Source organism: Streptomyces pimonensis, from assembly GCF_041380215.1.
Classification (GTDB): Bacteria; Actinomycetota; Actinomycetes; order Streptomycetales; family Streptomycetaceae; genus Streptomyces; species Streptomyces pimonensis.
In genome coordinates this window covers 166634-188685 of the sequence record NZ_JAHWZY010000011.1, presented here as the reverse complement: position 1 = coordinate 188685, position 22052 = coordinate 166634, and the positions used below count along the sequence as shown (strand labels likewise).

The window sequence follows — 22052 nt, the reverse complement described above, 5'->3', positions numbered from 1 at the left end:
GAGCACACCGAGCGATTTGAGACAATCGCATCCATGATCGAAGCGCGGCGGCTCCACATCCTCCGTGCGGTGGCGGACCACCGCACGGTCACGGCGGCGGCCGCCGCGCTGTACCTGACCCCCTCGGCCGTCTCCCAGCAGCTCGCCGCCCTCGAGCAGGAGACCGGCCACCGCCTCGTCGAGCGTGGCGCCAAGGGCGTACGGCTCACCCCCGCCGGGGAGATCCTGCTCGGCCACACCAACGCCGTCCTCGCCCAGCTGGAGCGGGCCGAGGCCGAGCTGGCCGCCTACGGGTCGGGGGAGGCCGGCACGGTCACGGTCGCCGCGTTCGCCACCGGAATCGCCCAGGTCGTCGCGCCCGCGGCTGCCCGCCTCGCCGGGGCGGCGCCCGGCATCCGCATCCGGGTCCAGGACGCCGAGGGGGACGCCAGCCTGCCGATGGTCCTCGACCGGCAGGTCGACGTCGCCGTGGCGGTCGAGTACCGCGGGGCGCCGCCCGCCGACGACCCGAGACTGACCCACGCACCGCTGTACGCCGAGCCCTTCGACGCGGTCGTCCCCGTCACCCACCGCCTGGCCGGCACCGCCGAGGTGCCGCTCGCCGAGCTGGCCAAGGACCCGTGGATCGGCCCGTACCCCGGCAACCCGTGCCACGACGTGGTCGTACTGGCCTGTGAGAGCGCCGGGTTCCAGCCCCGCATGGAGCACTCCTCGGACGACTTCCGCGCGGTGGTCGCCCTCGCCTCGGCGGACGTCGGCGTCGCCCTGGTGCCCCGTTCGGCCCTGCGCGGCATGGACCTCGCGGGCGTGGTCGTCCGCCCGGTCGACGGGGTGGCCCCGACCCGCCGCGTCTTCGCCGCCGTACGCCGCGGCGCCGAGGGGCACCCGCTGATCCGCCCGGTCCTCGACGCCCTCCGCGCGGCGGCCGGGGAGGCGTAGGCCGGCGGGGGTCACACCGGCGGCCGGCCGTCGTCCACCTTTCCTGCTCCTCCGAGGAGGAGCAGGATGTCAACGACAGGTCGCTCCGTCGTCTGTCGTCCGTCGTCTGGCGCCTGACGAACGCACGGGCGCGGGCGGCCGGCCGGCGTCCGGACCGGTTCCAGCGGCCCCGACGTCCCGGCCGTCGGCCCGCACGGTCGCGCGGCGGTGTAGGACGCGGCACCGCGTGATCCGCCCGGGGAACCGTCCGCCGCCGGTGACCGGCGGGTCCTCGTCGGCCGACCGCGCCGACCGCCCCGGCGGTCACCCGAGCGGCCAGCCGGTGTAGCCCTCGGCGAGGTACGCGCGGCCGGCCTCCGACTCGACGACCGAGCGCAGCTCGCCGATCTGGCGCATGCGGTCGAAGTCGCTCGCCCCCGGCTGCAGGTGCAGCATGCTCGTCATCCACCAGGAGAAGTGCTGTGCCTTCCAGATGCGCTTCCGGGCGGTCTCGGGAAAGGCGTCGAACAAGGACCCGTCCCCGTCGAGCAGCAGCGCGCGCAGCGCCTCGGTGAGGACCACGACGTCGGCGACGGCGAGGTTCATGCCCTTGGCGCCGGTGGGTGGCACGGTGTGGGCCGCGTCGCCGACGAGCACCACCCGGCCCCGGCGCGTCTCGTGCGCGACGAAGCTGCGGAAACGGAGCACGTCCCGCTGGAAGACGCGGCCTTCGTTGAGGGTGGTGCCGGGGACGCGCGACCGCAGGATCTCCCACAGCTGTTCCTCGCCGTACGCCCCGGGGTCCGTCGCCGGGTCGCACTGGAAGTACATGCGCTGCACACCGGGACTGCGTTGGCTGATGAGGGCGAAGCCGTTCGGCGAGTTGCTGTAGATCAGCTCCTCGGCGCTGGGCGGCGCCTCGCACAGGATGCCGAACCAGGCGAAGGGGTACTCTCGGAAGTAGCCGCCGTACGTGCCCGTGACGGCCTCGCGGGTCACGCTGCGGGAGCCGTCCGCGCCGATGACGACGTCGGCCTCGATCTCCACGGTGTTGCCCTCGGCGTCCTTGGCCACGACGCGCGGCCGGTTCGTCCCGGCGTCCTCCACGCGCTCGGCGGTCACCCCGAAGCGGAGGTCCTGGCCGGCGGCGAGGCGCGCGGCGACCAGATCCTTCAGCACCTCGTGCTGCGGATAGAGCCACACCGCCCGGCCGACGGTCGCGGCGAAGTCGATCCGGTGGCCCTCGCCGTCGAAGCGCAGCTCCATGCCCTCGTGCTTCTGCCCGGTCGTGAGGACCCGGTCCGAGGCCCCCGTCTCGCTGAGGATCTCCACGGTGCCCTGCTCCAGGACGCCGGCCCGGACGGTGGTCTCGATCTCCTCGCGGCTGCGGGAGTCGAGGACGACCGACTCGATGCCGTGGAGACCGAGCAGATGGGACAACAGCAGACCGGCGGGGCCTGCTCCGATGACGGCGACTCGGGTGCGTACGGGCATGTCGTCTCCTTCGACGGCCGAGGGGGTGGCAGGGAGTCTGACGTCGGTCCGCCCCTGCTGACGACGGCCCTTCCCATTGAACGGGAATCGGATCACCGGGACCCGCGGCCCGGCCGGTGGCTACGGGCGGTGCGCGCCGAGCGCCGCCGAGATGCCCGCGGCGGCGGAGCGCAGCGCCTCGGCCGCGGGACCGGTCGGCGTGGAGCGGGGGAGCACGACCGACAGTGCGGCGACCACCCGCCCGCGTCCCTCGCGCACCGGTACGGCGACGCCCGTGGAGACGGCCTCGACCGTCCCCGGAGCCATGACGACGCCGTCACGCCGGACGCCCGCCAGGACGCGACGCAGCAGCGCCGGGTCGGTCACGGTCTCCGGCGACACCGCCTCGAGCGGCCCGGCGAGGACCCGCTCCCGCAGCTCCTCCGGACCGTGGGCGAGCAGGACCAGCCCCGACGACGAGGCGTGCAGGGGCAGCCGCCCGGCGATCCGGGTGATGTTCGCGCCCGCGTGCGGACGGGACAGCCGCTCCACGAAGAGGGTCTCGCCGTTCTCCAGCACCGCGAGCTGGGTGTGCTCCCGGACCCGGGCCTGCACCCGCTCCATGAACGGCAGGGCCGCCTGCCGCAGGCGCAGGGCGTGGGAGCCGCGCAACGCCAGCTCCCACAGCCGCATGCCCAGCCGAACCCGCTGCTCCTCGTCCCGCTCCAGCAGCCCGCACCCCACGAGATCGGCCACGATCCGGTGTGCCGTGGACGACGGCAGCCTCGCGCGCCGTCCGATCTCCGCCGCCGTCTGCAGGGTCCGGTCGGTGTCGAACGTCTCGAGGACGCGGACGATCCGTTCGGTGACCGTCTCCCCGGACGGTGAGTTCGCCATCGTCCCTCCTTCCCCGCCCTTCCGCGGTGTGCGGCCGGCCTGCCGCCGTGTCGAGTATCGGGGCGGTTCCCCTCGAACAGGGCGTCCGGGACGGACTTCACGCCGCCGTGCGCGGGAGCCCGTCGTCGCCGACGCAGCCGCCCCGCTCGTGCCGCACGGCGTCAGCGGCCCTCCTTCCCCCGCCACCGGTCGCCTCACCCGGCAGGAGCCGGGCGGAAGAAAATTTTGCAGAGTGTGCATCTTTGCATACCATGCAAGGCATGTCGGAGAAGGGTGCCGCGCAGGGCGGGCTGCGAGAGCGGAAGAAGCGGGCGACGCGTGCCGCTCTCGCCGAGGCCGCCGTGCGGCTGGCCGCCGAGCACGGTGCGGAGAAGGTCACCGTCGAGGCGATCAGCGCGGCGGCCGGGGTGTCCGTGCGGACCTTCTTCAACTACTTCGACACCCGTGACGACGCCTTCGTCGTGATCGACGCGGACGCGGGCGCGCGCATGCGGCAGGCGGTACTCGACGCGCCGGCCGCGCTCTCCCCGCTCCAGGCCCTGCGTGAGGCCATGACGGCGGAACTCGCCGAGGCCGAACAGCAGCACGAGCTGTGGCGGCTGCACGCCCGGGTGCTGCACGCCTCGCCGCACCTGCTGGTCCGCACGCTCGGCGCGCACATGGCGGACGAGACCGAACTGGCCGAGGTCATCGCCGCGCGCATCCGCGCCGGCGGGGCGACGGCACCCGTGTCCCCGCCCTCCTGCGCGACCGACGAGGAACGGCGCAGCGCACTCGACCTCTACCCGCGGCTGCTGGCCGCGGTGGCGGGCACCGCGGTGCGGATCAGCGTGGAGCACTGGTGCGCCCGCCAGGAGGAAGCCGCCTTCCTCGACGTCTTCCAGGAGGTGTTCGCCCTCCTGGCCGCCGGTCTCCCGGCGCCTCCCGCGTAGGTCCTCCCCACCCGGCCGGTCCGCCGCCGCCCCCGCTGTCCGTTCCGCGCCCACGAGCGTGCCGGCACCCGCCGGTGCCCGCTCCGCGCGTGACCGTTCGACCATCGTCCGAAAGAGATCCCGTGAGCTCACCCCCGGCGCCCGTCGACGCGCCTCCCGCCTCCATGACCCAACGGCAGATACTCCAGGCCATGTCCGGCCTGATGGCCGGCATGTTCGTCGCCATCCTGGCGGGCACCGTCGTCTCCAACGCGCTGCCGACGATCATCGCCGACCTGGGTGCCAGCCAGTCCTCCTACACCTGGGTCGTCACTGCCGAACTGCTGGCCATGACCGCGACGGTACCCCTGTGGGGCAAGCTGTCCGACCTGTTCAACAAGAAGCTGCTGCTCCAGCTCTCCCTGCTGATGTTCGTGATCGGTTCACTGCTGGCGGGCTTCTCCCACGACACGACGCTGCTGATCTTCAGCCGGGTCGTGCAGGGTATCGGCGCGGGTGGTCTGACCGCGCTCGCGCAGGTCGTCATGGCCGCCGTCATCCCGCCCCGGGAACTGGGCAAGTACTCCGGCGTCTTCGGCGCCGTGTTCGCCGTCGGCACCGTGGCCGGACCGCTGATCGGCGGTGTGCTGGTGGACACCGACTGGCTGGGCTGGCGCTGGTGCTTCTTCATCGGCGTGCCGTTCGCCCTGCTGGCCATCGCCTTGCTGCAGCGCACGCTGAAGCTGCCCACCGTCAGGCGCCAGGTGAAGATCGACTGGCTCGGCGCCTTCCTGATCGTCGCCGGTGTCTGCGCGCTGCTCATCTGGGTCTCGCTGGCCGGCAACCGGTTCGACTGGGCGTCGTGGCAGACCGCCGCGCTCGTGCTCGGCGGCGTGCTGCTGCTGGCCCTGGCGGTCCTCGTCGAGGCCCGTACCGACGAGCCGGTCATCCCGCTCGGCATCTTCCGGAACCGCACGGTCACCCTGACCACGGTGGCCAGCCTCCTGGTCGGTGTCGCCATGTTCGGCGGAACCGTCTTCCTCTCGCAGTACTTCCAGGTGTCCCTGGGCAAGTCGCCGACCGCCGCCGGTCTGATGAGCCTGCCGATGATCCTGGGCCTGCTGGTGTCGTCCACCGTCGCGGGGCAGCTGATCAGCCGGACCGGCAAGTGGAAGAGCTACCTGATGGCGGGCGCGGTCCTCATGACCGTCGGCCTCGCGCTGCTCTCCCTGATCGACGCGGACACGCACTTCGGACTGCTCAGCCTGTACATGGCCGTCCTCGGTGTCGGCGTCGGCATGCTGATGCAGAACCTGGTGCTCGCCGCGCAGAACGACGTCCCCGCGGCCGAGCTGGGCGCCGCGACCTCGGTGTTGTCCTTCTTCCGCAGCATGGGCGGCACGATCGGCACCAGCGTCCTCGGCGCGATCCTCGCCCACCGGGTCGCCGACGAGACGGCCAAGGGGCTGGAGAGGGCGGGCGCCGCCGGAGGGGCCGAGGGCGGCTCGGGCGGCGGACACAGCGTCCCGGACATGAGCACGCTGCCCGCCCCGATGCGGGAGATCGTGGAGCACGCCTACGGTGTCGCCACCGCCGAGCTGTTCCTCGTCGCCACGCCGTTCGCGCTGCTGGCCCTGGTCGCCGTCGTGTTCCTGAAGGAGAAGCCGCTGAAGACCACCAGCGGCATGGAACGCCTCGCCGAGGAGTCCGCCGCCGCGGGCACCGTGCCGGACCGGGACCGGGCGACCCCGGTCGCCTGACCCGCAGCCGCACCCACGGGACATGCGCCACGGGGACGGGCCGCCCACCGCACGGTGGGCGGCCCGTCCCCGTGGCGCTCGAGCCCCACCGTCCTCCTTGCCACGGGACGCCCAGGATCTGTCCGGGGAGGGGCCGTGGCGAAGAGGCCCGCCGCTCACCGGCCGCACCCGCGCACACCGGGAGGGCCGCCGGTCACCTGCTGGGCAGCCCGCTGCCGTGTCCTCCTCGGGCCCGGCGCCTGCCGGCAGGGCGTCGACACCAAGGTGCCGGACCCGACCCTGCGCGGCCACGGTGCCGGCCGCACCGTAAGGCCGCCGGCTCCGCGACTGACGCGGGACCGGCGGCCTCGGGGTCGTGGGCGTCGCTCGCTCAGGAGCCGGCGCTCCGCTCCCAGCGGTAGAAGCACTGCGCCATGGCGTCCTTGGGACTGCGCCACGTGGCCGGGTCGTACGGGCTGACGTACGCCTCCAGCCGCTCGCTGATGCTGCGGAACTCGGGGTGCCCGGCGACCTTCGCGATCGCCGGGGCCGGGTCCTGCTCGGCCTCGATGAGGTGCAGGTACACGTCGTCGCCGAACTGGAAGAGGCTGCGCCGGCTGACACCGACCAGACGGGGGAGTTCACCCCGGTCGGAGGCGGCGAACACGTCGGCGATGTCCGGCGCCGAACCGGGCTTCATCCGGGCGACGATGAGGGCGTGGTGCATCGGGTGTCCTTCCCTGGACCGGTGTTCAGCGCGAGGACGCGACGGACGCGCTCTCGTTGTCGCGGGCGACCTGCTCGATCCGGTCCCGGATGAGGGCCAGCTGGGTACGGGAGTTGCGGTTGATGTTGTCCGTCATCCAGTCGTCGTCGACCGGGGCGTCGGGCTTCATCGCGAAGTCCTGCGTCCAGCGCATCTGCACACCGCCCGGCAGTTCCGCGTACTCCCACACGATGTCCATGTGGGCGAACGGGCCCGTCTCGACACGGCGGGCGCGGACGGTCCGCTTCTCGCGGTCCGGGGTGCGCTCCGACACCCAGCTCCACACCTTGCCGTTCTCGTCCGGGTGCATGGTCAGCCGGAACCTCGTCGTGGCGCCCTCACGGGAGAGGATCTCCACGGACGCGTACTCGCTGAACAGCTGCGGCCAGTTCTCCAGGTCGTTGGTCATCTCCCACACGAGGTCGAAGGGAGCGTCGATGGTGATGCTGTTCTCGGTGTGTCCGGCCACTTTCAGGCTCCAGCCGTGAGGGTGCTGTTGACGAGGTTCAGGAACTCCCGGGGCGTCCGGCAGCGCTCCGAGTCGGGGGGGAGCGACGTGCCGTACCGGTTCTCCAGCTCGCCGACGATGCCGAGCAGGCCGAGCGAGTCGAGACCGAAGACGTCGAAGGGGGACTCCGCCGACTGCTTCAGTTCCTGGGGATCGACGGTGATGCCGGCCGCCTGCTTCATCAGCGAGGCCAGCTCGTCGAAGGTCACTTCGGAAGTGATCATGGGTGCCTGCTCCTTCCCCGCCCGGTCCTAACGGGCGGAATCGTCACCGCGGCGCACGACCAGCGCCGCGTTGGAGCCCATCAGTCCCCTGCTGAGGACCAGGGCGGTGCGCAGCTCGGCGGGGCGAGCGCGCGACATCACCAGGTCGAGGTCGTGGCAGATGTCGAACACGTTGGGTGTCGGGGGCACCTGACCGTGTTCCATGGCGAGCACCGCGGCCACCGTGTCCAGCACGGGCGCCGCGCAGTGGGCGCGGCCGATGCCCGTCTTGGGCGCCGTGACCGGGACGCGGGCGCCGTGCGCCCCCAGGGCGTCGGCGATCGCCAGCGCCTCGGCGCGGTCCGCCTCGGGGACGCCCATGGCGTCGGCGAACACGACGTCGATCTCCTCCGGCGCGCAGCCCGCCTCGTCCAGGGCGCCGTGGATCGCGCGGGCCAGGCCCTCCCGGGACTCCGCCCAGCGGGAGGCCCCGGTGAACGTGGCGGCGTGGCCGGCCAGGACGGCCCGGACGGGCGCCCCGCGCTCGCGGGCCCGGTCCTCGTCCTCGACGACGAGCAGCGCGCCGCCCTCCGCGGGCACGAAGCCGCACGCCTTCTCGGTGAACGGGCGGTAGGCACGGTCGGGGTCGTCGAGGGTGCTGAGCTCGGGGTAGCCGAGCTGGCACACCATCGAGTACGGGGCCAGCGGCGCCTCCGTGGCGCCCACGACCATGACGTCGGTGCCGCGCCGCACGGCCCGGCCCGCGTGTGCGAGGGAGTCCAGACCGCCCGCCTCGTCGCTCGCCACCACCCCGCACGGCCCCTTGAAGCCGCTGCGGATGGAGATCTGGCCGGTGCTCGCGGCGTAGAACCAGGCGATGGACTGGTAGGGGCCGACGAACTTGGAGCCCTTCCCCCACAGTTTCTGCAGCTCGCGCTGGCCGAACTCGCCACCGCCCGACCCGGCGGCGGTGACCACGCCCACGGAGAACGGATCGGCGGGTTCGCCGCCGAGTCCGGCGTCGTCGAGGGCGAGGGCGGCGGCGACCATCGCGAAGTGGCTGAACCGGTCGGTCTGCACCAGGAACCGGTCCTCGATGAGGGCCGCCGGGTCGAAGGCCCGGACCTCGCCCGCCACACGGAGCGGCAGGTGGTCACAGCCCTCGCGGCTGATCAGATCCAGCACGCTGAGTCCTTCACGGACGGACTTCCAGTAGGCGTCGGTCCGCAGTCCGTTGGGCGCGACCACACCGATGCCGGTGACGGCAGCGCGCCCGGGGCGCCGGTTGCTCATCGTGTCCTCCCACCCGGCCCGGACAGCAGCACCGCGGACTGGAAGCCGCCGAATCCGCTGCCGACGGAGAGCACGTGGTTCAGCTTCCGCGGGCGGGCGGTGCGCGGTACGTAGTCCAGGTCGCACTCGGGGTCGGGAGTCTCGTAGTTCGCCGTGGGCGGCACCACCTGGTGCTTCAGTGCCAGGACGCAGGCGACCACCTCGATCGCGCCGATCGCGCCCAGCGAGTGCCCCACCATCGACTTGATGGAGCTCATGGGCGTCTCGTGGGCGTGCGCGCCCAGGGACCGTTTCACGGCGGCCGTCTCGTGCCGGTCGTTCTGCCGGGTGCCGGAGCCGTGCGCGTTGACGTAGTCGATCAGCGTGGGGTCGATGCGGGCCTGGTCGAGCGTGGTGTCGATCGCCCGGGCCATCTCCAGTCCCTCGCTGGTCAGACCGGTCATGTGGTAGGCGTTGCCGTAGGTGGCGTAGCCGCTGATCTCGCAGAGGATCTCCGCGCCGCGGGCCCGCGCGTGCTCGTACTCCTCGAGGACGAGCACGGCCGCGCCCTCGCCCATCACGAAGCCGTCGCGGTGGGCGTCGAAGGGCCGGGAGGCGTGCTCGGGGTCGTCGTTGTTGGGTGACGTCGCCTTGATGGCGTCGAAGCAGGCCATCGTGATCGGTGAGATCGGCGAGTCCGACGCCCCCGCGATGCAGACGTCGGCCCGGCCCTCGGCGATGGTGTGGAAGGCGTAGCCGACCGCGTCGAGCCCGGAGGTGCAGCCGGTGGAGACGGTCTGCACCGGGCCCCGGGCGTCGAACCGCTCGGCGACGACCGAGGCGAGCGTGCTCGGCGAGAAGGCCAGGTGCAGCTTCGGCTCCGCCCGCCGGTGGTCCACGTCCCAGCGCCGGCCGCCTTCGCTGACCAGCACGTAGTCGTGTTCCAGCCGGGTGGTGCCGCCGACCGCGCTGCCCAGTGAGACCGCGGTGCGCCAGGGGTCCGTGGCCCCGGTGTCGAGCCCGGAGTGGCGCACGGCTTCGGCGGCGGCGACCACGGCGAACTGGATGTAGCGGTCCGCGTGCCGGCACAGGTCCGCGTCCAGGCCGTGCTCGAACGGGTCGAAGTCGCACTCGGCGGCTATGCGCGAGCGCAGGCCCGCCGGATCGAACAGGGAGATGCCGCGGGTCGCGGTGCGGCCGGCCGTCAGAAGATCCCAGAACGCCGTCGCTCCGATGCCGCCGGGAGCGACCACACCTATACCGGTGACGGCCACCCGGCGGGTCACTTTATGGCCTCGCTCGGCTCGGCCGACCGGCCGGACTCCGGGCCGCCGACCTTCAGCTGCGGCCCGGAGACGGGGCTTTCGCTCTCCTCGGTGTCGACGTGACCGAGGCTCGGATGCGGGGCGAGCGGGCCCAGGTGGAACACCATGCGGGCCTCCCGGTCGCCGACGTTGCGGAAGCGGTGCCGCATGTCGATCGGGATCATCAGTGCCTGCTCGGCGCGGAGCACGAACGGCTCGCCGTCCAGGTCCACTTCGAGCGCGCCGCTGACCACGTACACGAACTCCTCGGAGTACGGGTGGTAGTGCTCGCCGATGCGCTCACCGGGCTTGATGATCGCCAGGCCCATGAAGCCGCTGGTGGAGCCCACGCTGGTCGGCGTGAGCAGGGTCCTGAGATCACCTCCGCGCCGTCGGTTGGGTTCTGTCTCGCTCAGGTCCACGATGCGTGGATGCTGCTTGGACATGGGGTGTTACCTCCGGGTGTGCCGGTGAGGTCCGGGCGGGCACCGCCGCGGATGTCACCGCGGTCGACCTTCAGGAATGCGCAGAGGTGCGGTCGGTGACGGGCATCATGTCGGCGTGCGCCAGGAGCCGGTGCAGGGTGCGCTCCGAGTCCAGGGAGCCCTCGACGCCGATCGCGGCACCGTCCAGGAGACGCTCCAGCTCGGCCGCCTTGCCCGGGCCCTTGACGCCGAGGGCGGAGAGCGGGTCGAGATCGAGTTCGCCCGTGACGTCGATCATGCGGGTCACGATGTCCTCGCGCTGGAAGACGGTGCTCGCGTACACCGGACTGTCCGGGTCGCTCGCCGCGGCCTCGTCCTGGCGGGCGAGGAACCGGGCCAGCTCCAGGCCGCGGCCCGCCACGGCCGGGTAGTACAGCATGTGACGCCGCAGGTGGTCGGGTTCCGGGCGACCGGCCGCCACGTGCTGCACGGCGGGGAGCGCCGCCCGGGTGAAGAACACCCGGGCGGAGTCGGAGTCGCTCAGGTCCCGGTCCCGCTCCAGGTAGGGGTTGATGGCCTCTTCCACGGCCTGCACCTGGGGCTGGCCGGCCACGTGGCACAGGGTGGCCAGCAGGTCGCCCTCCACCTCCATGGCCCGTACGACGCGGTTGCCGTGCATGAAGAGCGAGGTGCGGTGCAGTCGCGTGGTGCCGTTGATCCGCGTCTCGGGCGCCTCGTAGTTGGCCAGGATGTCCACGACCTTGGACTCGGAGCCGGGTTTCACGGTGAAGGTGAGGGCGTGACGGGTCACCCCGGCGCCCACGCGGGCCTCCTTCTGCAGACCGGCCCGCGCGGCCTCGGTGGTGAGCGGCTGGTCCGGAGAGGTCTCGCGCAGGACGCTGTAGCGCATCGACCGGGTGTCCCGGACGCAGCTGTGCATCGGCCGGACGACCTCGATGTGCTCCTCGCTGTTCACCCACGCGAGGAACGGCAGGGCGCTCTCCCACTCGCTGGTGATGAGCCACTGCGAGGGGTTCTCGATCGACTGGCACAGTTGGTCACTGATGTGGCCGGGAACGGACGCGACCTTGTTGCGCATGTGCTCGTACGCGTCGAGGAACTGCTTCTGGGCTCCTTCGTACAGGTCGAGCAACAGGATCACCCGCAGCCTCGATCCGTCGAACGCCGACTGCGATACGCGTGCCGACATGGTCATCCGGCGCACCTCTCCTCTTCGTCGGAAGGTCGGGAACGACCGCCGTGTCCGAAGGGCCGGGGTCGCCATGAGTCGATCGTTGCCGCGACTCTCCGGTGTGCGCGAGCGACACGGGGCAGGCGGGTGAACCGCGTGTCATCCGGGTGCCGCCTGGACGCGGACCGGCCCGCACCGGGCATGAAAGGTGCGTCCTGTTCCACAGCCCGTCGAGGGCGACGCTGGAGGCGTTTCAATGAATCGATCGGACACGGCCGGCAGGGCGGAACACCGCACGCCGGTCCTCATCGTCGGCGGCTCTCTGGTGGGCCTGTCCATGTCGCTGTTCCTGGGGCGCCTCGGCGTGCCGCACACGCTCGTCGAACGCCACGCGGGTACCTCGATCCACCCGCGCGGGAGGGGGAACAACGTACGCACCATGGAGCTGTTCCGGACGGCCGGACTCGAACAGCGCATCGGCCGGGCCGCGTCGGTCCTGGCGGACAACCACGGCATCCTGCAGGCCCCGAGCCTGGTGGGCGACGAGGGCGAGTGGCTGCTCCAGGAGATCGACCCCGGCGGCGGGATCGCCCGCTTCAGCCCCAGCGGGTGGTGCCTGTGCAGTCAGAACGACCTGGAGCCGGTGCTCCTCGAGGGGGCCCGCGAACTCGGCGGGGACCTGCGCTTCGGGACGGAGATGATGTCCTTCGACCAGGACGCCGAGGGCGTGACGGTGCTGGTCAAGAGCCGGGAGACCGGCGAGCACACCAGGATCCGGGCGGACTACCTCGTCGCCGCCGACGGCCCCCGCAGCCCCGTCCGCGAGTCGCTGGGCATCGGGCGGAACGGCCCGGGTGACCTGTTCCACAACGTGAGCCTCACGTTCACCTCCCGTGGCCTCGCCGGCGTCGTCGGGGACCGGCGGTTCATCGTCTGCTACCTGACCGACCCGGATGCCGACGGAGCCCTGCTGCCGGTCGACAACCGGGAGCGCTGGGTGTTCCACGTCCCCTGGCACCCCGAGCACGGCGAGACCCTCGAGGAGTTCACGGACGAGCGGTGCGTCGCCCACATCCGGAAGGCCGTCGGCGTGCCGGACCTCGACGTGGAGATCACCGGCCGGGCCGCCTGGCACGCGGCCGAGAGGGTCGCAGAACGGTACGCGGACGGCCGGGTGTTCCTGGCCGGCGACTCCGCCCACGAGATGTCGCCCACCGGGGCGTTCGGCTCCAACACCGGCATCCAGGACGCCCACAACCTCGCCTGGAAGCTGGCCGCCGTGCTCGGTGGCTGGGCCGCACCCGGCCTGCTGGAGTCCTACGACGCCGAACGCCGGCCCGTCGCGGAGGCTACCAGCGCCCGTGCCTCCTCCCGTTCGAGCGAGCACAGCCACCCCGGGTACACGCCCGCCCCCGGCGCCCCCGCCCCCGGTGGCCCCGGCGGTCCCGGAGCCGGTGGCCCCGGGATGAAGGGAGGCGGCATTCTCAACGTGGCGCTCTGCTACCGCTACCCGCGCGGCGCGGTTCTGGGCGCCGACCCGGCGGCGCCGGTCATCCCCGACGGGGTGATGCTGACCGGCGAGCCCGGCAGCCGCGCCCCGCACATGTGGCTGGACCGCTCCGGCACCCGGATCTCCACGCTCGACCTGTACGAGCGGTCGTGCGTGCTGCTGAGCGCCGCGAACGGCGCCTGCGACTGGCACACCGCTGCGGCAGAGGTCGCGAAGGACCTGTCCGTGCCGCTCGACGCGTACCGGGTGGGCGACGGCCCCGACGCGGAACTGGCCCCCGAGGACGGCGCCGACTGGGCCCGGGCGCACGGGATCACGGCGGACGGCGCGGTCCTGGTCCGTCCCGACGGCTTCGTCGCCTGGCGCTCCGAAGGGCCCGTACCGGACCCGGCGGGGGTGCTGCGGGAGGTCGTCGCCACCCTCCTGGCGCGGAACTGACGGGGGAGGCGGCCGGTGGGCGTCACGCTCCGCCGACGCCGCCCTGCCGTCCCCGCTCCGCCTTGGCCTGGTGCTGCTCGAACCGCTGGACGGCGGGTCCGTCGGTGTTCCACGGCCAGGGCGTGACCGTGCCCTGCAGCGCCTGGAAGACGTGATGGGCGTCGACGGCACGTCCGGCCGCGCACAGCGCGTACGCCAGTACGTTCAGATCGGCCTGCGCCGCCGCGTGCTGGAAGAAGCCCGGCTTCGCCCAGAGCGCGGCGGCCTGCTCCAGCGCGGCGGCGATCTGTCCGCCCTCCCACAGCTGGCCGGCCGTCATGGCCCGCACCCCGCCCTGCGCCAGCAGTCCCTGGTACTGCCGCACGGCCGCGGTCAACTCGACCGCCGCGCAGGGCGCGTTGGCCGGGATGCGGGTGCGCACCACGTCGACGAAGTCGAGGACGGCCGCGCTGGATCCCCCCTCCTCCGGCGACAGGTACGCGAGCATCTGCAGATACGCCTCACGGTGCCAGCGGTCGCGTCCGGTGGCCTCCCGCCAGATGGTGTTGACGTCGTTCTGGCCGTAGCGCTCGATCCGCGACACGCCGAGCAGGACCACCCACGGCAGCGGATCCTCCGGCCTTCGCTCGGCGGCCTGGTAGCACCGGGAGACCAGCTGTCCGGTGTCCTCCAGGCGCCCGTCCCGCAGTCCGCGCGCCAGCGCGGACCAGGAGTGGAAGACCAGGGCGTCCGCGCTCTGCGGCTCCTTGTCCAGCCACGCCGCCGCGATCCCCGCGTCGGCCGTCGCCTCGGCCAGGACGGACATCCGGTGACCGCGGCGGTCCCAGTCGTCCCCGGTCTCCTTCAGCAAGGAGGACACGAGGGTGACGTCGGCGGCCCTGCCGCCCCCGTTCCGCTTGCTCAGCCGTCCCAGGACGCGCGTCAGTTCGGCGTCGTCCAGGGCGGGCACGATGCGGGGACGTCTGCTGGTACGACTGCTGAAGAGGGCCATGCCGGAAGACTAGGAACTCCACGGGATCCGGCAACCCGGACGGAATGATCGTTACCGATCTGCCCCCTACTGCCGGCACCCCGGACGGTCCGGGGCGGGGCCGGGCGTCCCGCCCCGGCCCCGCCCCGCCGTCGCGTACGTTCCGCTTGCCGGCTCCCGGGTCAGACCGCCGGGGCCGGGTACGTCGGGTACTCCACCCCGGAGACGTACTGGACGACCCGGACGACCTGGCAGGAGTATCCGAACTCGTTGTCGTACCACAGGTAGAGGATGGCGTTGTCGCCCTCGACCTTCAGCGCGCCGGCGTCGACGATCGAGGCGTGGCGCGAGCCGATGAAGTCGCTGGAGACCGCGTCGGGGGCGCTGATGAAGTCGATCTGGCGCTTGAGCGGCGAGGTCAGCGACACGTTGCGCAGGTGGTCCAGGACCTCCTGACGGTCGGTCGTGCGGCCCAGCCGGAGGTTGAGGATCGCGATCGAGACGTTCGGCACGGGGACCCGGATCGAACTGCCGGTGATGGTCGCGTCGAGGTCGGGCAGCGCCTTGGCGACGGCCGAGGCGGCGCCCGTCTCGGTGATCACCATGTTCAGCGGCGCCGAACGGCCGCGGCGCTCCGACTTGTGGTAATTGTCGAGCAGGTTCTGGTCGTTGGTGAACGAGTGCACCGTCTCCACGTGTCCGCGCAGCACACCGTACTCGTCCGCCATCGCCTTCAGCGGCGGCACGATCGCGTTGGTGGTGCAGGACGCGCAGGACAGGATCCGCTCGTCCGGCTTGAGGGTGTCGTGGTTGACGCCGTGCACGATGTTGGGCACGTCGCCCTTGCCGGGCGCGGTCAGCACCACCTTGTCGATGCCGGGACGCAGGTGCTGCGAAAGTCCCTCGCGGTCGCGCCACTTGCCGGTGTTGTCGATGAGGATGGCGTTCTTGATGCCGTACGCCGTGTAGTCGATCTCCGCCGGGTCGCCCGCGTGGATCACCTTGATGGTGTTGCCGTTGGCGATGATCGTGCCGTTCGCCTCGTCGACGGTGATGGTGCCCTGGAACTGACCGTGCACGGAGTCGCGGCGCAGCAGCGAGGCCCGCTTGACGATGTCCTGCTCGCCGCCCCGGCGGACCACGATCGCGCGCAGACGCAGCCCGTTGCCGGACCCCGACTTCTCGATGAGCAGCCGGGCCAGGAGGCGGCCGATGCGGCCGAAGCCGTAGAGGACGACGTCGCGCGGCTCGCGCCGGTCGAACCTGTCGGTGCCGGTCGCGCCGGCCACGGCCTCGGCGGTGAACTCGGCCACCGACCGGCCCCGGTCGTCGGCGCGGTAGGCCTCGGCGAGCAGGCCGATGTCGATCTGGGACGGGCCGAGGTCGAGCGTGGTGAGCGCCTGCAGGAAGGGCAGCGTCTCGGTGACCGAGAGCTCCTCGCCGACGATCTGCCGGGCGAAGCGGTGGGTCTTGAGGATGCTGACCACCGACTTGTTCACCAAGGAGCGGCTGTGCAGCAGAACGGTCACGTCCCGCTCGCGGTGCAGCTTCCCGACGATCGGGATCATCGACTCCGCGATCTCCTCGCGGTGCTTCCAGTGGGTGAACGAGTCTTCGTTGACAGTCACAGGATCATCTTTCGAGCTAGAGGGTGCTCATATGATAGCCACGTGGACCGTCGGGTCCGGAGAGGGTGCCGGAGGGTGCCTGAGCCCACCGGACCTCGCAGGGTTGCGCGACATGCGAACGGGTACGTGTCCGGCACTGTGCCCGGGCCCCGTCCGGTCCCGGGCAGGCCGTACGACCGTCGCTACCAGGGATCTGTCATGGAAACACCCGCGCACGAGAACAACGCCCCCACGCCCGCGCAGCGGGCCCTGGGCACACTGTCGGAGAACACCGAGGACGCGAGGGCGCTGGACGCCCTCGCGAGCAGCGACGTGCTGATCCCGGTGCCGGACGACGCCGGCGACGGGGAGGCCGCCGACCCCGGTGCGGTCGCCCTCCCGGTGCTGGAACAGCCGGGCGGCACCCAGGTGGTGCCCGTGTTCACGTCCGAGCGGGAGATGGCCGGGCTGCTGCCGTTCGTCTCCCGCTACCGGCTCGTCCCACTCGGCGCGCTCGCCGCCCAGTGGCCGGCCGAGGATCTGTCGCTCACCATCGACGGCAGCTCCGAGCACCGTCTCACGCTCACCTCGCAGGGGGTGCGCACGCTGCTGGCCCGGCCCTGAGCCGGCCGTCCGCGCGCTACCCGCCCAGCGCGCGGACCAGGGCGGCGCGCTGCACCGGCAGCGCCTCGGCGTGCCGCTCGCGCCCCTTCGGCGTGAGTCGCACGTACACGCCGCGCCGGTCCTCCAGGCACATGCTGCGCTCCACCAGGCCGTCCTTCTCCAGGCGGGCGATGAGACGGGACAGCGCGCTCTGGCTGAGGTGGACCCGGCCCACCAGGTTCTGCACCCGGTGCTGCTCGCCGCTTGGGGGCGTGGCGGTCGCGAGCAGATCGAGCACCTCGAAGTCGGAGGCGCCCAGACCGTAGGGGTGCAGCGCGCGGTCGATCTCGCCCAGGGTGCGCGCGTGCACCGCGAGGATGTCACGCCACCGTTCCTCGAGCCGCGCCTCGACCGTCTTCGCTGCCATACTGGAACGGTAACATTTGTTCGACATTCAATGAATATGTGAGGGTGTCGCCTCGCCACACGTCAGGCGGGCGCGTCCTGGAACAGACCGACGAAGTTGCCGTCGGGGTCCCGCACGGACGCGATCAGCGTGCCGCCGCCGACGTCCTGCACGTCCTGCAAGGGCTTCGCCCCCGCCTCCACCAGCGCGGTGAGCGTCTGCCTGATGTCGGTCACGGTCCAGTAGGGGACCGGTCCGGTCATGCCCTTGGCGTGACCGCGCGGGTCGATGCCGATCTCGTGCGTGTCGGTCCGGAAACCGACGTAGTACGGCTCGTCCGTGTACGGCTCCACCCCGAACAGGGCCCGGAACAGCGCCTTCGCGGGGCCGGGGTCCTTCACGGGGTAGACGATCGTCTTCAGGCCGTGGGTCATGACGTACTCCTCCTCGAAGCGGATCCGGCGCCCTCGGCGCGCCGGTCCTCCCACGCTAGGCCGGGGGAGCGCCGCACGGCTTCTCCGATCCTGACCGACCGGTCCGGGGACTACGTCGAGTCCCGCTTCACCAACTCCGTCGGCAGGATCACCGCCGCCGGGTCCTCGCCGCCGATCTGGGCCAGCAGCACTCGCACCATCTCCGTGCTGATGCGGTCCCAGGGCTGGCGGATCGTGGTGAGTTCGGGGCTCGCGGCGACGGCCGCGGGGGAGTCGTCGAAACCGCCGACCGCGATGTCCTGGGGCACCCGGCGCCCCGCCCGGTGCAGCGCGGCGAGCACCCCCTGGGCCATCAGGTCGGAGGCGACGAACACCGCGTCCACCTCCGGGGCCTGCGCCAGCAGCCGCTCGGCGCCGGCCTCGCCGCTGGCCCGGCTGTAGTCGCCGGAGACGACCAGCCGCTCGTCGGCCTCGATGCCCGCCTCGGCGAGCACCTCCCAATAGCCGGCCAGGCGTTCCACACCGCCCGGGGTGTCCAGCGGACCGGTCACCATGCCGATCCGGCGCCGGCCGAGCGCCAGCAGGTGCCGCACCATGTCCCGCGCGCCGTCCCGGTCGTCGGCGGCCACGTAACCCACCTTCGAGCCGAGCCCGATCGGCTTCCCGCACGCGACCAGCGGCACGCCCGCCGCCCGCAGCTCCTCCGCCACCGGGTCGCCGGAGCGGCTGGACACCAGCAGCACCCCGTCGACGTGCCCGGCGGTGATGTACCGCGTGATGCGCCGCCGTTCGTCGTCCGTAGCGGCCAGCATCAGCAGCAGCGGCACGTCGTGCGCGGCCAGCGCCTGCGTGCAACCACGCAGCAGAACGTTGAAGTTGGGGTCCTCGAAGAACCGCTCCTGGGGCTCCGTGAGCAGGAAGCCCACCGAGTCGGAGCGGCCGGTGATCAGCGAGCGGGCGTGCCGGTTGACGACGTAACCCGTCTTGCGGATCGCGGCGTCGACCGCGTCCGCGGCGGCGGGACTGACGTAGTGGCCGCCGTTGAGCACCCGTGAGACGGTGCCGCGCGAGACACCGGCCTCGCGCGCCACGTCGTGGATCGTCGGCGGCTTGCGCCTGCCCCCCGTGTTGCTCATGGTCATGACTTTACGGCTCCGGAGAGCAGATCCAGGCTCCAGAACCGCTGGACGACCAGGAACAGCGCGACCAGCGGGAACACGGCGAGGAACGCGCCCGTGATCACCAGGGTGTACAGCGCGGGGGTGCTGGCGCCCTGTTCGAGCAGCGTGTACAGACCGAGGGTGATCGGGAACTTCTCGTCGTCGCTGAGCATGATGTACGGCAGCAGGAAGTTGTTCCAGATCGCCACGAACTGGAACAGGAAGACCGTCACCAGACCGGGCACCATCATCGGCAGCGCGACCCGGGTGAGGATCCGCCACTCGCCCGCGCCGTCCATCCGCCCGGCCTCCACCACATCGGCCGGCACCGCGGCCGCGGCGTAGATGCGCGCGAGGTAGACGCCGTACGGGGAGAGGATCTGCGGCAGCAGCACGGCCAGGTGGGAGTCGGTGAGGTCCGCCTTCGCCAGCAGCAGGTACTGGGGGACGGCGAGGATCACCGGCGGCATCAGCACACCGGCGAGCAGCACGTTGAACAGCGTCTCGCGGCCCCGGAAGCGGTAGACCGCCAGCGCGTAGCCGCTCAGCGCCGACACGCACGTCGACAGCAGCGCGCCCAGCCCGGCGTACAGGGCGGAGTTGCCCATCCACCGCCAGTAGACGCCGTCGCGGTAGGCGCTGAGGTCGGAGAGGTTCTCGGCGAGGCCGGTGCCCGGCCAGAACGTGAAGGTGGAGAACAGCTCCGAGCCGGACTTGGTGGACGCGATGACCACCCAGGCGACCGGCAGCAGGCAGTACAGCGCGCCGAGCAGCAGTGTCAGGGTCGGGACCAGCGCGATCCGGCGGCGCCGCGCCGGCCCCCGGGCGGCGCCGGCCGCGGGCTCGGCCTTGTGCAGGGCGAGGGAGCTCATCGGGCGGTCCTGCCTTCCTGCTTGTTGCGCCGGTTCGCGGCCCGCAGGAACCCGAAGGACAGCACCAGGGCGGCGAGCGCGATGAGGGTCGCCTGGGCGGCGGCCGCATGGATGTCGCCGTTGCCGAAGGCGTCCTGGTACACCTTCATCAGCGGACTCCAGGTGGTGGAAACGGAGTTGGTGAGCGGCTTGAGGGTGGTCGGTTCGTTGAACACCTGGAGCGTCGCGATGATCGAGAAGAAGAAGGTCAGCACCAGCGAGGGCGCCACCATCGGGATCTTGATCCGCAGCGCGATCTGCAGCGGCGTGGCACCGTCCAGCTTGGCCGCCTCGTACACCTCGGCCGGGATGGCCCGCAGCGCGGTGTAGATGACGACCATGTTGAAGCCGGTGCCGCCCCAGACCGCGATGTTCGACAGCGCCAGGTACAGCGGCCCGCCGTCCAGCAGGTCCGGCTGCGGCAGACCGAACCGGTCGAGCACGAAGTGGAACGGGCTCACGTCCGGCAGGTAGAGGAAGCCCCACAGCAGGGCCGCCACCACGCCGGGGACGGCGTACGGCAGGAAGATCGCGAGCCGGGTGAAGGGGGCCAGCCGCACCTTCTCGGAGTCGAGCATCAGCGCGAACAGCAGCGCGAGGCCCAGCATGACCGGCACCACGATGCAGCCGTAACCGAGCACGCGCAGCGCGCCGCCGAGCAGCTCGCTGTCGGACAGGGCGCCGGTGTAGTTCTCCAGACCGGCCCAGACCTCCTCGCGGGCACCGGTCCCCAGCCCGAGGCCGGACACCTGCACCTTGCGGAAGCTGAGCCAGACGGCGTACCCGATGGGCAGCGCGAAGAAGAGGAGGAACAGGAGGGACGCGGGGATCAGGAACGCGTACGGGGCCCCCTTGACCCCGTACGACGTCCGGCGGGCCGAGGACTTCACTCCGCGACCCCGAAGCCCTGCTTCTTCAGGTCGGCGACCGTGTCCTGCTGCATGGCGTCCAGGGCGGCGGCGAAGTCCGACCTGTTCTTCGCGGCGGCGCCGAAGGCGTCCTTGAACGTCGTGTAGGCGACGTTGACGTTCGGTCCCCAGGCGGACGGCGCGGTGGTCCTCGCGATCTCGGCGGCCTTCTCGTAGAAGTCGGGCTGGTGGGAGAAGTACTCCGGCGGGCTGGTGAAGGCGCCGCTGAGCTGGGCCGAAGTGGAGGCCGGGTAGATGCCGCTCTCCTTCGCCAGCGCGTTCAGCGCGTCGGCGTCGGTGTTCAGCCAGGCGGCGAACTCCGCGGCGGCCTCCTTGTTCCCGGAGTCCGTGGTCACGGCGGTGGAGGAGCCGCCCCAGCTGCCGGTGCTGCTCTCGCCCTCGTTCCACTGGGGGAGCGGGGCCATCGCCCACTTGCCCTTGGTGTCGGGTGCGGCCGTGGTCAGCGTGCCCGGCGCCCACACCGCGCTCACCCATGCGATCTGCTTGCCGGTGTTGAGCGCCTTGTTCCAGGCCGGCGTGTACATCGGCTGGTTGTCGACGGCGCCTTCCTTGACCAGACCGCCCCAGAACTCGGCGACCTTCTTGGTCGCGTCGTCGTTGATGCCGACCTTCCACTTGTCGCCGGAGGTGGTCCACCACCGGGCGCCGGCCTGCTGGGCGAGGCCCGCGAACAGACCGGAGTCGTTGGCGGAGAAGGTGGTCAGGTCCTTGTCGGGGGCCGCCTTCTTCAGCTTGCGCGCGGTCTCGGCGAACTCCTCCCAGGTGGCCGGGACGGAGAGCCCGTACTCCTCGAACAGGTCCTCGCGGTAGTAGAACATCATCGGCCCGATGTCCTGCGGGACCGCGTAGACGGCGTCCGTGCCGAGCGTGGTCTGCTGCCAGACGCCCTCGGCGAACTCGCCCTTCACGTCGTCCACGCTGTCCGCTATGTCGGCGAGCGCGTCATTGCTGACCAGCGTGGGCAGCGCCTGGTACTCGGCCTGCACCAGGTCGGGCGCCTTGCCGGCCTTGTGCGCGGTGAGGATCTTGGTGACCAGCGTGTCGCCGGACGCCTGCTTCTTCACCGTGACGGTGATCTGCTCCTTCCTGCCCGGCCCCTTGTTCCACAGGTCCACGACCTTGTCCATGCCGGGAGCCCAGGTCCAGTACGTCAGCGAGACCGGGCCCGACTGTGCCTCGCCGTCGTCGGACGACGAGCCGCAGGCGGCGAGTGCGGTGGCGCCGAGCGCGACGGCTACGGCGGAACTCACGAGGCGACGATGCTTCGTGTACGGCATGGAACTCTCCCCTGACCCGGGTCCCCGCCTGTTGCGGGAACCTGCTGCACTCCGGGCGCGGCTCGCCTCCGAGGCGCTCGCGCTGCTTCTGTGAGCGTTCACAGTAGGGAAACATCCCGGACACTTGTCAATGGTTGTTGCTGTGCGGTTATGTTGGCCCCGCACCGCCGAAAATGTGTGTGCACGTTCCCAAAAGACT

General features: G+C 71.7%; 22 protein-coding genes. 5 read left to right on the top strand and 17 right to left on the bottom strand.

Annotated features, from left to right (window positions below):
• Positions 1-33 precede the first annotated feature (33 nt).
• The gene (locus tag KYY02_RS13875; RefSeq protein WP_371238223.1) at positions 34-939 is read left to right on the top strand and encodes a LysR family transcriptional regulator; all 906 of its coding nucleotides are present in this window, start codon (positions 34-36) and stop codon (positions 937-939) included.
• A 303-nt stretch (positions 940-1242) separates the two neighbouring features.
• On the opposite strand, the gene KYY02_RS13870 is transcribed toward KYY02_RS13875, so the two are convergent.
• Together KYY02_RS13870 and KYY02_RS13865 are read right to left on the bottom strand one after the other, a co-directional pair.
• On the bottom strand, positions 1243-2412 hold the full coding sequence (locus tag KYY02_RS13870) for a 4-hydroxybenzoate 3-monooxygenase (RefSeq protein WP_371238222.1): 1170 nt from the start codon (positions 2410-2412) through the stop codon (positions 1243-1245).
• Between the two features lie 120 nt (positions 2413-2532).
• Positions 2533-3288, bottom strand: a complete 756-nt coding sequence (locus KYY02_RS13865; RefSeq protein WP_371238221.1) for an IclR family transcriptional regulator — start codon at positions 3286-3288, stop codon at positions 2533-2535.
• Positions 3289-3539: 251 nt separating this feature from the next.
• Here KYY02_RS13865 and KYY02_RS13860 point away from each other — a divergent pair, with 251 nt between their 5' ends.
• Complete coding sequence (locus KYY02_RS13860; protein WP_371238220.1) at positions 3540-4220, top strand: TetR/AcrR family transcriptional regulator; 681 nt, start codon at positions 3540-3542, stop codon at positions 4218-4220.
• Between the two features lie 164 nt (positions 4221-4384).
• Positions 4385-5959 carry an MDR family MFS transporter gene (locus KYY02_RS13855; protein WP_371238252.1) on the top strand — a complete coding sequence of 525 codons (1575 nt, stop codon included), beginning with the start codon at positions 4385-4387 and terminating at the stop codon, positions 5957-5959.
• Between the two features lie 370 nt (positions 5960-6329).
• Here KYY02_RS13855 and KYY02_RS13850 read toward each other — a convergent pair whose 3' ends face one another.
• The 7 genes from KYY02_RS13850 to KYY02_RS13820 all read right to left on the bottom strand — a co-directional run bounded on the left by KYY02_RS13850 (position 6330) and on the right by KYY02_RS13820 (position 11632).
• Positions 6330-6665: a TcmI family type II polyketide cyclase gene (locus KYY02_RS13850; RefSeq protein WP_371238219.1), complete on the bottom strand. Its 336-nt coding sequence runs from the start codon at positions 6663-6665 to the stop codon at positions 6330-6332.
• Between the two features lie 25 nt (positions 6666-6690).
• Complete coding sequence (locus tag KYY02_RS13845) at positions 6691-7173, bottom strand: SRPBCC family protein (protein WP_371238218.1); 483 nt, start codon at positions 7171-7173, stop codon at positions 6691-6693.
• A gap of 2 nt (positions 7174-7175) precedes the next feature.
• Positions 7176-7436 (bottom strand): acyl carrier protein, encoded by a 261-nt coding sequence (locus tag KYY02_RS13840; protein WP_030829979.1) that lies wholly within the window; start codon positions 7434-7436, stop codon positions 7176-7178.
• A 27-nt stretch (positions 7437-7463) separates the two neighbouring features.
• Complete coding sequence (locus tag KYY02_RS13835) at positions 7464-8708, bottom strand: ketosynthase chain-length factor (RefSeq protein WP_371238217.1); 1245 nt, start codon at positions 8706-8708, stop codon at positions 7464-7466.
• Positions 8705-9973, bottom strand: coding sequence for a beta-ketoacyl-[acyl-carrier-protein] synthase family protein (locus KYY02_RS13830; RefSeq protein WP_371238216.1), 1269 nt, complete (start codon positions 9971-9973; stop codon positions 8705-8707). Before KYY02_RS13830 ends, KYY02_RS13835 begins: the two co-directional genes overlap by 4 nt.
• On the bottom strand, positions 9970-10437 hold the full coding sequence (locus KYY02_RS13825; RefSeq protein WP_371238215.1) for a cupin domain-containing protein: 468 nt from the start codon (positions 10435-10437) through the stop codon (positions 9970-9972). The genes KYY02_RS13830 and KYY02_RS13825 overlap by 4 nt, the downstream gene beginning before the upstream one ends.
• Before the next feature lie 70 nt (positions 10438-10507).
• Positions 10508-11632 carry a SchA/CurD-like domain-containing protein gene (locus KYY02_RS13820; RefSeq protein ID WP_371238214.1) on the bottom strand — a complete coding sequence of 375 codons (1125 nt, stop codon included), beginning with the start codon at positions 11630-11632 and terminating at the stop codon, positions 10508-10510.
• Between the two features lie 232 nt (positions 11633-11864).
• On the opposite strand from KYY02_RS13820, the gene KYY02_RS13815 reads away from it, so the two are divergent.
• Positions 11865-13556, top strand: a complete 1692-nt coding sequence (locus KYY02_RS13815) for an FAD-dependent oxidoreductase (RefSeq protein ID WP_371238213.1) — start codon at positions 11865-11867, stop codon at positions 13554-13556.
• A gap of 22 nt (positions 13557-13578) precedes the next feature.
• Here the strand turns inward: KYY02_RS13815 and KYY02_RS13810 are convergent, their stop codons facing one another.
• The gene (locus KYY02_RS13810; protein ID WP_371238212.1) at positions 13579-14547 is read right to left on the bottom strand and encodes a hypothetical protein; all 969 of its coding nucleotides are present in this window, start codon (positions 14545-14547) and stop codon (positions 13579-13581) included.
• 161 nt (positions 14548-14708) lie between these two features.
• Complete coding sequence (locus KYY02_RS13805) at positions 14709-16154, bottom strand: glyceraldehyde-3-phosphate dehydrogenase (protein WP_371238211.1); 1446 nt, start codon at positions 16152-16154, stop codon at positions 14709-14711.
• A 198-nt stretch (positions 16155-16352) separates the two neighbouring features.
• On the opposite strand from KYY02_RS13805, the gene KYY02_RS13800 reads away from it, so the two are divergent.
• Positions 16353-16757, top strand: coding sequence for an SseB family protein (locus tag KYY02_RS13800; RefSeq protein WP_371238210.1), 405 nt, complete (start codon positions 16353-16355; stop codon positions 16755-16757).
• Between the two features lie 16 nt (positions 16758-16773).
• Here the strand turns inward: KYY02_RS13800 and KYY02_RS13795 are convergent, their stop codons facing one another.
• From KYY02_RS13795 to KYY02_RS13770, 6 genes are all read right to left on the bottom strand, one after another.
• Positions 16774-17163: a MarR family transcriptional regulator gene (locus KYY02_RS13795; protein ID WP_371238209.1), complete on the bottom strand. Its 390-nt coding sequence runs from the start codon at positions 17161-17163 to the stop codon at positions 16774-16776.
• Positions 17164-17225: 62 nt separating this feature from the next.
• Entirely contained in the window at positions 17226-17576 is a 351-nt protein-coding gene (locus KYY02_RS13790) for a VOC family protein (RefSeq protein WP_371238208.1), read from the bottom strand.
• 110 nt (positions 17577-17686) lie between these two features.
• Positions 17687-18718 carry a LacI family DNA-binding transcriptional regulator gene (locus KYY02_RS13785; protein WP_371238207.1) on the bottom strand — a complete coding sequence of 344 codons (1032 nt, stop codon included), beginning with the start codon at positions 18716-18718 and terminating at the stop codon, positions 17687-17689.
• Positions 18715-19608 carry a carbohydrate ABC transporter permease gene (locus KYY02_RS13780; protein ID WP_371238206.1) on the bottom strand — a complete coding sequence of 298 codons (894 nt, stop codon included), beginning with the start codon at positions 19606-19608 and terminating at the stop codon, positions 18715-18717. The genes KYY02_RS13785 and KYY02_RS13780 overlap by 4 nt, the downstream gene beginning before the upstream one ends.
• Positions 19605-20537, bottom strand: a complete 933-nt coding sequence (locus KYY02_RS13775; protein WP_371238205.1) for a carbohydrate ABC transporter permease — start codon at positions 20535-20537, stop codon at positions 19605-19607. The genes KYY02_RS13780 and KYY02_RS13775 overlap by 4 nt, the downstream gene beginning before the upstream one ends.
• Positions 20534-21853, bottom strand: coding sequence for an ABC transporter substrate-binding protein (locus KYY02_RS13770; protein WP_371238204.1), 1320 nt, complete (start codon positions 21851-21853; stop codon positions 20534-20536). The genes KYY02_RS13775 and KYY02_RS13770 overlap by 4 nt, the downstream gene beginning before the upstream one ends.
• Positions 21854-22052: the final 199 nt, after the last annotated feature.